General features: G+C 69.5%; 7 protein-coding genes. 6 read left to right on the top strand and 1 reads right to left on the bottom strand.

What is annotated here, in order from left to right; all coding sequences use genetic code 11:
- Window positions 1-106 precede the first annotated feature (106 nt).
- The 6 genes from AW27_RS21530 to AW27_RS21505 all read left to right on the top strand — a co-directional run bounded on the left by AW27_RS21530 (window position 107) and on the right by AW27_RS21505 (window position 9,185).
- On the top strand, window positions 107-1,723 hold the full coding sequence (locus tag AW27_RS21530) for a PucR family transcriptional regulator (protein WP_063890606.1): 1,617 nt from the start codon (window positions 107-109) through the stop codon (window positions 1,721-1,723).
- 56 nt (window positions 1,724-1,779) lie between these two features.
- On the top strand, window positions 1,780-2,937 hold the full coding sequence (locus AW27_RS21525) for an acyl-CoA dehydrogenase family protein (protein ID WP_037923540.1): 1,158 nt from the start codon (window positions 1,780-1,782) through the stop codon (window positions 2,935-2,937).
- A 6-nt stretch (window positions 2,938-2,943) separates the two neighbouring features.
- Window positions 2,944-3,819 (top strand): acyl-CoA thioesterase II, encoded by an 876-nt coding sequence (tesB, locus tag AW27_RS21520; RefSeq protein ID WP_037923538.1) that lies wholly within the window; start codon window positions 2,944-2,946, stop codon window positions 3,817-3,819.
- 378 nt (window positions 3,820-4,197) lie between these two features.
- Window positions 4,198-5,193 (top strand): glycosyltransferase family 2 protein, encoded by a 996-nt coding sequence (locus AW27_RS21515; RefSeq protein WP_052030846.1) that lies wholly within the window; start codon window positions 4,198-4,200, stop codon window positions 5,191-5,193.
- A gap of 221 nt (window positions 5,194-5,414) precedes the next feature.
- Window positions 5,415-7,724: a hypothetical protein gene (locus tag AW27_RS21510; RefSeq protein WP_037923537.1), complete on the top strand. Its 2,310-nt coding sequence runs from the start codon at window positions 5,415-5,417 to the stop codon at window positions 7,722-7,724.
- A gap of 183 nt (window positions 7,725-7,907) precedes the next feature.
- Complete coding sequence (locus AW27_RS21505; RefSeq protein WP_052030844.1) at window positions 7,908-9,185, top strand: acyltransferase family protein; 1,278 nt, start codon at window positions 7,908-7,910, stop codon at window positions 9,183-9,185.
- A gap of 70 nt (window positions 9,186-9,255) precedes the next feature.
- Here the strand turns inward: AW27_RS21505 and AW27_RS21500 are convergent, their stop codons facing one another.
- Entirely contained in the window at window positions 9,256-13,161 is a 3,906-nt protein-coding gene (locus AW27_RS21500; RefSeq protein ID WP_157840267.1) for an FG-GAP-like repeat-containing protein, read from the bottom strand.
- Between the last annotated feature and the right edge of the window lie 379 nt (window positions 13,162-13,540).

Here is a 13,540-nt window from a genome sequence, read left to right as displayed (position 1 = left end):
CTTTCTCTGGCCTGACGTGTGCGGTCCTTCGAGCGTAAGTGCGCCACACGCGGGTGGGGAGTGTACGTTTCATCCATCTGGCCCTGCTGATGTGTACGGAGTATCCATGGCTGCCGCTGCTCGTGATCCGGAGTACGGCAACGGACCGGCAGGTGAGCCGTTCACCCCGCCGGTGTCCCTCACCTCGCTGCTCGCCGACCGGGAACTCGGCCTGCGCCACCTGGCCGGACCGGCCGCCGCCGGGGTGCACGGCGTGCACGCCTCCGAGATGCCCGACCCCTCCCCCTACCTGCTCGGCGGCGAGCTGCTGCTGACCGCCGGGGCGGGCCCGGCCGAGGACCCCGACGGGTACGTGGCCCGGCTGGCCGGGGCGGGGGCGGCCGCCCTCGGCTTCGGCGTGGCCCCGGTGCACGAGGAGGTCCCGGCCGCACTGGTCGAAGCCTGCGCCCGGCACGGGCTGCCGCTGCTGGAGGTTCCCCCGCGGACCCCCTTCTCGGCGGTCGCCCGCGCGGTGGGGCGGCTGACCGCGGAGGCCCGGACCCGGGAGCTGCGCCGGACCACCGAGGCCCAGCAGGCCCTGGCGGCGGCCGCGGCCCGGCCCGATCCGGTCCCGGCGGTGCTGGCCCGGCTCGCCGCGAGCCTGGGCGGCTCGGTCGCCCTGTGGCCGGGCGGCCGGACGGCGGGCCCGGAGCTGCCGCCCCTCGCCCGGGAGGCGCTGTCCGCGCTGCTGGCCCGGGTCGGCCGCGAGGGCGGGCCCGCCACGGCGACGGACCGGGCGGGCGGACACCACCTGGCCGCCTACGCCCTGGCCGGGCGGGCCGCGCTGGGCACCGCGACCCCGGCCCGCACGCCCGGCGACCACACCGTGGCCTCGGTGGCCGCCGTACTGCTGACCCTGCTCACCGCCGAGCGGCCCGCCGGGGTCGAGGCCGCGACCCTGACCCGGCTGCTGCTCGACGGGGATCCGGCCGCCGCCCTGGCGGCCGGGCCGTGGTACGCCGTGCACGCCCGCGGCACCGGGGACCCGCGGGCCCTGGCGGCCGCGCTGGGCGCCGTACTGCTGGACCCGCACGAGGGCGGCGTACGCCTGCTGACCGAGCGGGAGCCCGGCGCGCAGCCCGGCTGGCGGCTGGGCGTGAGCGCCCCGGCGGCGCCGGACGCGCTGCCGGCCGCCGGCGCCCAGGCCGAGCGGGCCCTCCGGCGCGCGGAGGCGGCCCGCACCCCGCTGGCCCGGCACACCGATACCGGCTTCGCGGGCCTGGTCGGGGAGGCCGAGGCCCGCGCCCACGCCGAGGCCCTGCTCGGCCCGCTCTCCCCCGCGCTGCGCGAGACGCTGCGGGCCTGGCTGGCGCACCACGGCAGCTGGGACCGCGCGGCAGCCGCCCTGGGGGTGCACCGCAACACCGTGCGCCAGCGGATCGCCCGCGCCGCGGCACTCCTGGACCGGGACGCGGACGACCCGGACGTCCGGATGGAGCTGTGGTTCGCGCTGCGCACCCCGGAGCCGCGCACCCTGGAGCGGAGCGGCGGCGCAGGCTCATCCGGCGGGGCGGCGTCGGGCGGTGGGGCGGACGCCGCGCGGCACCCCGGCCGTGCGGGCGGCAGGGCGGTGCGACCGGACGGAGGCGGCACGTCGACCGCCGTCGGCCACGCGGGTGAGCCACCCCACTCCACCCGCGGCGGCTCCGCTCTGGACAGCCAGATTGACCGACCGGTAACTTAGTCTGAGCAAGCGCTTAGCCATAGGCGGCGGACCGCCGCGACCGAAGGGAGCCGGCCGTGCGCCGCACCGTTTTCAACGAGGACCACGAGGCGTTCCGCGAGACCATCCGCGCCTTCGTCGAGGCCGAGGTCGTCCCCGTCTACGACGAGTGGTTCGCCGCCGGCCAGGCGCCGCGCGACTTCTACTACAAGCTCGGCGAGCTGGGCGTCTTCGGCATCAACGTGCCCGAGGAGTTCGGCGGCGCCGGCCTGGACACCCACAAGTTCGAGGCCGTCCTCTACGAGGAGACCTCCCGCGCGGGCGTGAACTTCGGCGGCTCCGGCGTGCACGTGCTGCTCGCCCTGCCCTACATCAAGATGCTCGCCGACGACGAGCAGAAGAAGCGCTTCCTGCCGAAGTTCGTCTCCGGCGAGGAGATGTGGGCGCTGGCCATGACCGAGCCGGGCACCGGCTCCGACGTCGCGGGCATGAAGACCACCGCCAAGCTCTCCGAGGACGGCACCCACTACGTCCTGAACGGCGCCAAGACCTTCATCACCGGCGGCGTGCACGCCGACCGCGTGATCGTCTGCGCCCGCACCTCCGCCCCGAGCGAGGACGACCGCCGCTTCGGCATCTCCCTGTTCGCCGTGGACACCAAGTCCGAGGGCTACTCCATCGGCCGCAAGCTCGACAAGCTGGGCCTGAAGACCTCCGACACCGCCGAACTGGCCTTCGTCGACGTGAAGGTCCCGGTCGAGGACCTGCTGGGCGAGGAGGGCAAGGGCTTCTACTACCTCGGCCACAACCTCGCCTCCGAGCGCTGGGGCATCGCCTTCGGTGCGTACGCCCAGGCCGCCGCGGCCGTCCGGTTCGCCCAGAGTTACGTCACGGAGCGCACCGTCTTCGGCAAGCCCGTCGCGCACTTCCAGAACACCAAGTTCGAACTGGCCGCCTGCCAGGCCGAGGTGGACGCAGCCCAGGCCGTCGCAGACCGTGCCCTGGAGGCCCTGGACGCCGGCGAGCTGACCCCGGCCGAGGCCGCCTCCGCGAAGCTGTTCTGCACCGAGGTCGCGCACCGCGTCATCGACCGCTGCCTCCAGCTGCACGGCGGCTACGGCTACATGAACGAGTACCCGATCGCCCGCCTGTACGCCGACAACCGCGTCAACCGCATCTACGGCGGCACCAGCGAGATCATGAAGTCGATCATCGCCAAGTCGATGGGTCTGTAAGTCCCCTTGAACGAGGCACTGACGGATCTCCTCGATCTGCTCGACCTGGAGCAGATCGAGGAGAACATCTTCCGCGGCACCAGCCGTACCTCCCTGGTGCCGCGCGTGTTCGGCGGCCAGGTGGCCGCACAGGCCCTGGTCGCGGCCGGGCGCACGGTGCCCGCGGACCGTCTGCCGCACTCGCTGCACTCCTATTTCCTGCGCACCGGCGACTCCGGCGCCCCGATCGTCTACTCCGTGGACCGGATCCGCGACGGGCGGTCCTTCACCACCCGGCGCGTGGTCGCCGTCCAGCACGGGCAGCCGATCTTCCACCTCTCCGCGTCCTTCCAGACGTACGAGGAAGGGCTGGAGCACCAGGTCCCGATGCCGTCCGCACCGGACCCCGAGTCCCTGCCGACGGCCGCCGAGGCGCTGCCGCGGTACCGCGAGACCTTCCGCGACCCGGGCACCGTCGAGCGGCTGCTGGAGGCGCGCGGCGCGGTGGACCTGCGGTACGCGACCACCCCGCCCTGGGGCACCGTCGGCGAACCGCTGGAACCGCGCTCGCAGGTCTGGTTCCGCACGCAGGGCAAGCTGGCCGACGACCCGCTGCTGCACACCTGCCTGGCCACCTACGTCTCCGACATGACCCTGCTCGACGCGGTCCTGCTCGCGCACGGGCGCGGCGGCTGGGCGGTGGGCGACGTGGTCGGCGCCTCGCTGGACCACGCAATGTGGTTCCACCGGCCCTTCCGCGCGGACGAATGGCTGCTGTACGACCAGGAGTCCCCCTCGGCCCACGGCGGCCGCGGCCTGGGCCAGGCCCGCATCTACACCCAGGACGGCCGCCTGGCGATCACGGTCATCCAGGAGGGCGTGGTCCGCGTCCCGCGGACCTGACGGCGCGGCGGACCGGGGTCGGTCCACGGGTTCGCCGCCGAGGGCAGGGCCGACTGCAGGACGGGTCGGCCGGCCACGACCAAAGCATCGAACACAATCGTGCGAATGTATGATTGCCGCGATGTCTGGGTCCCCTTGGGGGCGGTGGAGCCGGTCTCTTGAGTTGCCATGTAACCGAGGGGTGCAGGTAGACGGCGCCTCTGAGAAGGGCGGGCCTTGCGGCCGGAGCCGCGGCTGCCTCTGTCGGAGTCGGTCGCCGAGGGCAAGGCCCCCATTCCTGCTGGACCCCGTCTTCTGCCCCGTGCCCGTGGGGTGGGACTGCGATCGTCAGGCATCCGCCGACGGTCTTGGCACTCGGAGAATGAAGGCAAGCCCTCCATGCAGCATGCAGCACCTCCGGCGCACGAGGCGGCCGGCTGGTCGGCGCCCGCGCTGTCCGTCGTGATCCCCATCTACAACGAGCAGGAGGCTCTGCCTCTGACCGTGGCGCGCCTGCGCCCGATCCTCGACGGCATGGGGATCGACTACGAGGTCGTCGGTGTCGACGACGGCAGCACCGACGCCACTCCGATGATCATGCAGAAGACCCGCCAGGACTGGCCCGAGCTGCGCACGGTCCGTTTCGCCCGCAACTCGGGGCATCAGGCCGCGCTGACCGCCGGCATCCACCGGGCCCGCGGCGAGTACGTCGTGAGCATCGACGCCGACCTCCAGGATCCCCCGGAGAAGATCGTCGAGATGTACGAAATGGCCCGCGAGAAGGACCTGGACATCGTCTACGGCGTCCGCAGCGACCGCGGCACGGACACCTTCTTCAAGCGACGCACGGCCGGTGTCTACTACTGGTTGATGCGCAAGCTCGTCGGCAAGAGCATGCCCAACCAGGCCGGCGACTTCCGCCTGCTCAGCCGGGCCGCCGTCGACGCGCTCAAGTCCCTGCCCGAGCACCAGCCCGTCTACCGGCTGCTCGTGCCGTGGCTCGGCTTCAACAGCGGCGAGGTCGCCTACGTTCGCGAGGAGCGGGTTGCGGGCAGCACGCACTACCCGCTGTCCAAGATGGTCCGTCTGGCCCTCGACAGCATCACCAACTTCTCCGCCAGCCCGCTGCGACTCGCCACCTGGCTCGGCCTGCTCAGCTTCCTGGTCTGCTTCTGCCTGGCGATCTACACGACACTCCAGTACACGTTCGGTTCGACCGTGCCCGGCTGGTCCTCGCTGTTCATCGGCATGCTGTTCATCGGCGGTGTCCAGCTCATATGCGTGGGCCTGCTCGGCGAGTACATAGGCCGGATCTACTCGGCCGTCCAGGCCCGGCCTGCCTACTTCGTCGGCTACGACTCGGCCGAAGACTCAGCGGTCGCAGTGCGGAAGTAGCCGGACTCCGAGCGCGCGGCGTGGTCCTCGGCCCCTCGGGTCCGGGTACCCCGGCAGCCCTCCTCAGGAGCAGTCGACGCATGGCAGGCAGAAGAGACACGAGACACATGGCAACGAAAGCAACCGCAACGCCTGGACGAACCCACCTGACGGTGCGGAATCGGGAAGGCTCGCCCCCGTCCTCGGCAACCGACCGGCCCGGACCGCATGCGTTCTGGCGTGTGCTGCCGGCCGCCGCCGCGTATTTCTTCCTGGCCGCACTGCTGCTGGCCACGAACACCCCGGCCGGTGACATCGCCCGGTACACCTTCTACGCGCTCTGGGGTGTCGTCCTTCCCGGCACGTTGGCCTTCCGGGCCCTTCGCCGGCGTCCGCACTCCCTCGTCGAGGACCTCGCCTTCGGTGCCCTCACGGGCCTTGTCCTGGAGCTGGCCGCCTGGGCGGTCCTCGTCAGGACGGGCGCGCAGTCGTTTGCCGTCCTGTGGCCACTGGCCGTGGTGGTTCCCTTCGCGGCCGTACCCAAACTCCGCCGGCACTGGCGTCCGCGCAGCAGCACCACCTACTCGCTGGGCTGGTCCTGGTCGGTATCCGGCACGGTGATGCTCACCAGCTTCTACTTCCATCAGACGTTTCTCTCCCTGTACCCGGTCCTTCCGGACAAGGAGGACAGCAGGCTGTTCGGCGACATGCCGTACATGCTCTCCCTCGCCGCAAACGCGAAGCAGAATGTTCCGCTGACCCTCCCCCAGGTCGCGGGTGAGCCACTGCACTACCACTGGTTCACCTTCGCCCACATGGCGATGACCGACATGGTCGGTCACGTCGATCTGGCGGTGATCGAGTCCAGGCTCATGGTCCCCGCGCTTGGGGCGCTCGGTACGGTCATCACGGCCGTGGTGGCCCATCGCCTCATCGGGCGGGCCTGGGCCGGGCCCGTTGCCGCGCTGCTGGTCTTCGCGGTTTCCGAGTTCACCGCCGCCTACCCCAACCCCGTGGCAACCTGGACCTTCGGCGCCCACTCGGTCCGGCTCATGTCCTGGTCCAGCCTCTCCCAGACGTACAGCCAACCGCTGCTCATAGCGCTGATGGGCGTCGTCGGCGACGCGCTGCGCAGAAGCCGCCGAGCCGGTGAGGCAAGCCCGGCCGGCGACGGCACGGGCGGTCCCCCTCTCCTCGGTCGCGGGGGCTACGTCCTCGTCGCGTTGTTCGCCCTCGCCTCCAGCGCCGCCAAGGCGAGCACTCTGCCCGTCGCCGTTGCAGGACTGGCTCTGTGCGGCTTCGTTCTCCTCGTCACCACCCGGCGGATCCCCTGGCACGTCGTCGGACTGGGCGCGATCCTCGGAGGCGCTCAGCTCTTCGCGACGGCCTTCATCTTCAACTTCGAGAGCTACGGCCTCGAAATCATTCCGTTCGCCAACGTAGAGAGCTACTGGGCCGATCCGGAACAGCTGCGCTCGCCGGCGTTCCAAGCAGTCGTGATCGTGGGCACCCTGGTTGCCTTCCTGCTCAACCACCAGCTGAAACTGCTCGGCGTGATCCCACTGATCTCGAAGCGACGCTTCCGTTTGGAGCCCGTGCAGTGGTTCCTGCTGGGTGCCTCCGTGGCGGGGCCCTGCGCCTATCTCACGATCAAGAGCTACAACGCCAGCTACTTCACTCTTGCCGCCCTGAACTTCGGCGCCGTTCTCGCGGCCTGGGGTTTCTGCGAGACTTTTGAACGAGCCGCGCTCGGCATACGGGGCAGAATCGCGCTTTCCTGCGGTGTCATCGCCTATTCCGCTGCACTCACCTATGGGATCTACCGCTATTCCGATCGCTGGTCCGCCTACGTCATGCGTCTCGTCGGCGATGGGCAAGGCGCTGCCACGACGTACTCCCTGCTGCTGCCGGCGCTCGTTCTGGCGGCCGCCCTGGTCCTGGCCGCCCTCGGTGGCGCGGCCTTGTGGCGGCTCAGTGCCCGGGTGTGGCCTGCGCTGCGCGGCCGCGGCGCGATCGTCCTGCTGACCGCCGCCCTCGCGACCGGTACTCCGGGGCTCTTCCACGACGTCCTACAGTCCCGGGAATCCCTGTGGTCGTACTCCTGGGTCATGCCCGGCTCGCAAGTGGAGGCGGCTCGCTGGATCCGCGCCCACAGCCAACCGTCCGACGTGCTGAGCACCAACAGCCATTGCTGGGAACTTGAGGGCCCGCTACCCGCCGGGGAGCAGTGCGACAACACGCGCTCCCAATGGCTGAGCGCCTACTCGGAGCGGTCGGTGCTGATCGAGGGTTGGGCGTACGCGCCGCGGGCCATCGCGCTGTCCGGTGGCTCGGTCGCCTACAACGGCCCTTTTTGGGATCAGGAACTGTTCCGGCTCAACGAGGACGCCGTCTACCGGCCGACAGCCGCGATCCTCGGTCGCCTCCACGAGCAGCACCGGGTGCGCTACGTGGTGGTGCACCGCCCGTCGGGTTCTGAGTCTCCGCTTCTGGCCGATCTCGCGACGAAGGTCTACGACAACGGCCGGATGGCGGTATACGAGCTGTCCTGACACAGAGGCCGGAGATTGCGGACTCGGGTCCCGGGACCACAAGCACCATGTCCCGGGACCGTTCCACGCCGCCTGAATGGTTTGCTACGCACGGTTGTTCAACCGTACACTCTTGCTGTTCTGATGGGTGTGGAGTGCTCCGTCCTGTCAGCCTTGCCTATTGATCTCGGGGACGAGCACCACGTGGACAACCGCACTTCTCGGCGGTCGGGGCGGTGGTCCCACGGCACCGTTGCCGAGCTGCTGACCGGCCGGAACAACAGCCTGGGCTTTATCCGACTGATTCTGGCGACGGCCGTCGTCGTCTCCCACTCGCGCGTGTTGGGCTTCGGGAAGACCGAATTCGGCCACTCATTCACCCAAGGCCAGGCCGACCTCGGAAAGTGGTCGGTCTACGGGTTCTTCATCCTCTCGGGAATCCTCGTCACGCGCAGCGGGGTACGCCTGGGACTGGGGAGATTCCTGTGGCACCGGGCACTACGCCTGTTGCCCGGACTGTGGGTTTGCCTGTTCCTGACGGCATTCGCCGCCGCCCCGGTCCTGTACGGGAAACTCCACGGGACGCTGGACGGATTCTGGGGGCACGCCTGGGGGCCGGTGGAGTACCTGCGCTCCAACGGCGCGATCCAGCTCAACCAGAACGACGTCGCGAACGTGATGTCCGACGCCGTGGCCAAGGGCGTCGCACACGACCGGAGCATCGACGGGGCCCTGTGGTCGCTGTACTACGAGGTCCTCTGCTACGCGGGCGTAGCACTGCTGGCCCTGACGGGTGTTCTCGCACGTGCCCGGCGCGCCGTGCTGCTGATCGCCGGCCTCTTGGGCTGGCTCGTCATCAGGCAGGCCGTCGGCGACCGCTTCTGGGCGGGGGCCTTCGACGCCGTCTACTTCCACCCAGTCGACATTCCCGTACTGGGCTTCACGAATCCGGTCCTCGTCATCTACCTCGGATTCGCCTTCGCCCTCGGAGCGGTCATCGAGTCGTACCGCGAGCGGATACCCGTCAGCGACCTGCTCGGCTGGGCCTCCCTGCTCGTGCTCGTGCTCAGCGCGCACTACGGGTACCTCTTCGCCGTGGGCCTGCCGGCCTTCGCCTACGTCCTGGTGTGGCTGGCGATCCGCCTCCCGGCACCCTTCCGCCGGGTCGGCGCGCGCAACGACTATTCGTACGGCATCTACATCTACGGCTTCGTGGTCGAACAGGCGCTGGTCATTCTGGGCTTCGCCCGCTGGGGCCTGCTGCCCTACCTGGGTCTGAGCCTGGCGGTGACGGTGCTGCTGGCGGTGTTCTCCTGGCACTGCGTGGAGAAGCCCGCGATGCGCCTGAAGGACCTGGGCGACCGCCGAGGCGGAGCCGGGCGGCCGGGGAACGCGGGGCAGTCCCCGGCGGTGCGGGATCCGGCGCTGCAGGACCCGGCCATCGAGGCGGACGAACGGGACAAGGCCGCCGTCCGCGCCTGACGGGTCGGGCTGGAAACGATGAAAGGGTGAGATCCCTCCGGGATCTCACCCTTTCACGTGTTCACAGCGATCAGAGGACTGTGTCGTATCCGACCCAGCCCACGCCGAGCAGGGTTCGGCCCTCGGGAAGGTAGTCGAAGAAGTCCCCGGTGCGGGTCACGTTGACCTGCTCCGGCTTGCCGTCACCGTTGAGGTCACTGACGAAGGGGGTCGATTCTTCGATCCACCAGCCCTCGCCGATGACGCTCGGGCTGGCGAAGTTCACGGAGCCTCCGGTGCCGGTCCCGGCGTTGGCGTAGAGGTAGAGCTGGCCGGTCTTGCGCTGCGCGACGATGTCGATCTTCTGGTCGTCGTTCATGTCGGCGAGCCGGAGCACGCGCCAGTCGTCGGGCCACCAGCCGTTGCCGAGGAAGGACCGCTTGTCGAGCATTCCGGTTCCGGTGCCGCCCTTGTGAGGGTAGATCCACAGGTTGCCGTCGGCGCCACGGGCGACGAGGTCGGTGCGGCCGTCACCGTTCATGTCTCCGAAGACCAGGTCGGCGTAGGTGTTCCAGCCCGTGCCGATCAGGACCGGGTTGCCCACCGTCTCGGTGCCCGACCTGCCCGTGCCCGGGTACAGGTACAGGTCGCCGAACCGGTCGCGGCCGATGATGTCGGTGTACCCGTCGTTGTTGAGGTCGGCGGAGTACACGTTCGTCCAGTGGTCGCGCCACCAGCCGTTGCCGGCGAAGTACCGCGGGCCCAGCGTGCTGGTTCCGGAACCGCCGGTGCCCGGGTAGATCCAGAGGTGCCCGTTGGCGTCACGCGCCACCACGTCGGTGTAGCCGTCGGCGTTGTAGTCGGGCCGGCTCTGGGTGCCGCTGGTCCACAGGCTCTGCCCGTTGGCGGTGTAGACGACGAGCACGCCGCGTGGCTGGAGCATCGCGTACGAGCCCGGGGTCTTGGTCCCGCTGGTCCACAGGGTGGTCTTCGCGTCGGCGCTGAGGACGACGAAGCTGCCGTCGCTCTGCATCCGGGCCGTGGCCCCCGGCTTCCCTGCGGTACCGGTGGCCCAGAGCTGCTTGCCGGTCTTGCTGAGGAGGACCAGGTTGCCGTCGGACTTCATCAGCAGCTTGGCGTTGCCGCTCGAGTACTCCTGGCCCGAGGCGAGGGTGGTGCCGGCGGGGATCCGGGCGCCCGGGACCCCGTCGATCTGGAACTGCGCGCCGAAGGAGCCGACGGTGGCACCGTCGCCGCTGAGCTTGCCGGGCCAGCCGACCATGGTGTTGTCCGCCTGGCGGGCCCACAGGTCGACGACCCCGTCACCGTTCAGGTCACCGGACGAGCCGATCTGCGGGTAGCTCCCCAGCGGGAGGCCGGAGTGCACCTTGGCGGGCGTCAGGGTGCCCCAGGTGGCCAGGTCGACGGTCAGGTTCGGGTCCTGGCTCTTCTTCCCGTGGGTGCGCAGGACGTCGCCGGTAGCGTTGTCACGCAGCAGGAGGTCGGGAACGGTGTCCTTGTTGAGGTCACCGACGGTGATGACCGTGTACTTGCTCCAGTCCGTGCCGCCGATGAGAACGGGCTGGGTCTCGTCCAACTGACCGGCGAGGGTGTTGAAGTAGGCGTAGAGCTTGTCACCCTGCTTGACGAGGATGTCGGGTACGCCGTTCTTGTCGAGGTCGCCGGGGGCGACGATCTGTTCGGCGTTGGACCAGTGATTCTCAGCGGGCCGCGCAACGAACATCTCGACGGGGTCGAGGACGGTGCCCTGCCCGTTGTTGTTGTAGATGGTGAGGGTCTTGTCTGCACCCGCAGCCTCGCGCCTGAGGGCCAGCATGTCGTTGTAGCCGTCGTCGTTCCAGTCGCCCAGATGGGCGACCTGGGCGTCGGTGAAGGCCTCGGGGGAGCTGATCATGGCGGAGAACTTGGTGTTGCCCTGCCCGGTGTAGGTCAGGAGGCTTCCGAAGAGGTCATTGCTCCAGATGTCACGGTTGCCATCGCCGTTGACGTCGTGGGGCCCGTCCTTGGCCGCCGCGCGGGCTGCGTAGAAGCGGTACACCGCGGTGTCCGAGCGGTTGCCGGCGGCATCCTGGGTGAAGGCGTAGACGAAGTGGGGGCCGGCGCCGGGCGGGGTGAGCTTCGCGGTGAACGCCGTGCCCGCCTCGACGGAGGCGCTCTTCACCTCCGGGTCCCAGTCGGTGTAGTAGCCGTACCAGACGACGTCCTTGTCACCGTTGGCAGAGAGGGTGAACTCGCCCGTGGTGCGCGCCCTGCCGGTACCCGCCGGCCACCCGTTCGTGCCGTCGGGGAAGACGGTGGAGCTGACCTTCGGTACGCCCGCGGGCCGCGCCCGGTCCACGGTGAACTTGCAGGTCTTCGACCAGCCCGACTGGGCACCGTCGCCGTCGGTCGTCCGAGCCCGCCAGGTGTAGGTACCGTCGGGCAGGGAGGCGTCCGGGACGCTCCACGTGACGAACTTGCCGTTGCTGGAAGGGAGGTTCTGGGTGAGCGTGGGACTGCTCTGTCCCTCCTTGAAGAGCTGGAACTCCGTGCTCAGCTCTCCCGCGTCACGATCGGAGGACGTCGCGTAGAGCCTGATCGCGGTGTTGCCGATCGAGCCACCCTGCTCGCACGGAACCCAGGGGGCTGTACCCAGGTCGGAAGGCGTGTTGGGCGGGTTGTTGTACTCGATCTCCAGCGTGACGGTCTTGGGATCGAACCGCTTCCAGTGGTACTCGTCGCCCTCGTTGGAGGCGTACAGCCCCACCGTCATGCTGGACCAGCCGTTGGACGCCGCTTCCTGCACGCCGGCGGTGGCGTTGAACTCCAGGTTGCCGGCCTCGCACTCGGGCCTGCCCTTGGCCGCGCTGACGGTGTCGAGCCTGCTCCGCCGGTCGGGCTGGTTCTTCCACGTGGTCTTCGGCGAGATGGCGCTGGTCGTCCACAGTTCGACAGGCTTGGACACGCAGGACCAGGACCAGGTTTCCTTGATCCGGAACGTCGCCTTGGACACCTTGACGCCCTTGACGGCAGAGGTGTCCAGCTGGAAGAAGGACCGCGACAGCCCGTTCGTCTGGGACTCGTAGCCGACCCGCACGTCCTCCTTGGTGTTCCAGTAGGAGTTGTTCTCCCAGGTGCGGTAGGCCCAGGCCCAGTTCTGCCGCGCGCCCCACGCCACCGACGGATCGATGTAGACGGGGTACTTGGTCGTGGCACCCTTCAGGAGGGTCTGGTCGGGCTTGATCTCCAGATTGCCGCCCGTGATCGCGGTGGGCATCTGGGCACTCTTGGCGCCGGACGGCGTCACGAAGGCGTCCGCGGGAGCGGGATTCGTCCCCGAATCGGCGCTTGCCACGGCCGCCGCACGCGCGGGCGACTGGGGGGCGGCGACGCCCGTCGTGGTCGAGTCCCACATCACGGGATTCGGCGAGGTGAACACGATCTCACCAGCCGGGTTGGCCGCGGTCAGCAGGCCGGTCGTGGCGTCCTTGGTGACGTTCAGGCCCACCGTGTCCAGCTTGAACCGAAGCGTCGCGAGGTCGGGGTGCTGCGCGGCCGCGGGGGTCTTGACCACCAGCAGCTGGGAGAAGCCCTCGACCTCGGCCTTCAGCTGAAGGTCCACGTCCGGGAGCACGTTGGCGTACGTGGCCACGTTCCCGGAGAGCGTCGGCTTGGGCAGCGACTGCGGCCAGGTGAACGACAGGGTCCGGCCGTTCTTCACACCGGTCAGCAGTGGGCCGGTGCCGCCGCCGGAGAAGGCGATCGCGACCGCCGAGGCCTTGGGCTTGACCTTCCCGTCCGCCGCGAACTGCAGCGTCGGGTCGGTGGGCACCCAGATGCCGTCCTGGCGCACGCGCACGGTCGTACCGTGCCGCTTGGTCGACCACTTGCCCGTCGGCAGCGCCCAGGTGTCCGAGTTCTCGGTGCGGGCCGAGGTCAGCTCGTAGGGCTGTCCGGTCTCCTTCGCCTTGGCAAGCGCGAAATCCTCCGGGGTCATGGACCCCTCGGCCACCGGATCCACGGCGGCGGCCGCAGTCGCCGGCGGGTGCACCACCGACAAACCGGTAGCCGCAATTCCGGTTATCAGGGCCAGTGAAATGGCCCTGGAAATCCCCCGCCTCCCCGGCACGCCGGGAAGGCCCTGTCTTCTTCTCACATGAACTCCATCTGTCCGATTTCCCCGGGAGACTCTACTCGGCTCCACCGACACCCACCCCTCTTGAACTGCGCTTTTGATGGCGCCTTCAGGAAAGCTGCCCGATTGTTACCGCAAGGTCTACTTTGCGGTAACAAGCGCGTTCGGGGTCGAATTAGCACCATCGCCGAACCGGCGGGCCCGAGGGAATTCCGACTGTTAGCCTGCGCCGGTAAATATT

The sequence above is a fragment of the Streptomyces sp. PCS3-D2 genome, from assembly GCF_000612545.2.
Taxonomy (GTDB): Bacteria; Actinomycetota; Actinomycetes; order Streptomycetales; family Streptomycetaceae; genus Streptomyces.
Note: the sequence above shows the minus strand (reverse complement) of the source record. Positions and strands in the feature narration are given on the sequence as shown.

Coding starts and splice junctions, on each gene's coding strand:
- AW27_RS21515 (WP_052030846.1), top strand. CDS start 4,198: ATGCAGCATGCAGCACCTCCGGCGCACGAGGCGGCCGGCTGGTCGGCG.
- AW27_RS21530 (WP_063890606.1), top strand. CDS start 107: ATGGCTGCCGCTGCTCGTGATCCGGAGTACGGCAACGGACCGGCAGGT.
- AW27_RS21500 (WP_157840267.1), bottom strand. CDS start 13,161: ATGACCCCGGAGGATTTCGCGCTTGCCAAGGCGAAGGAGACCGGACAG.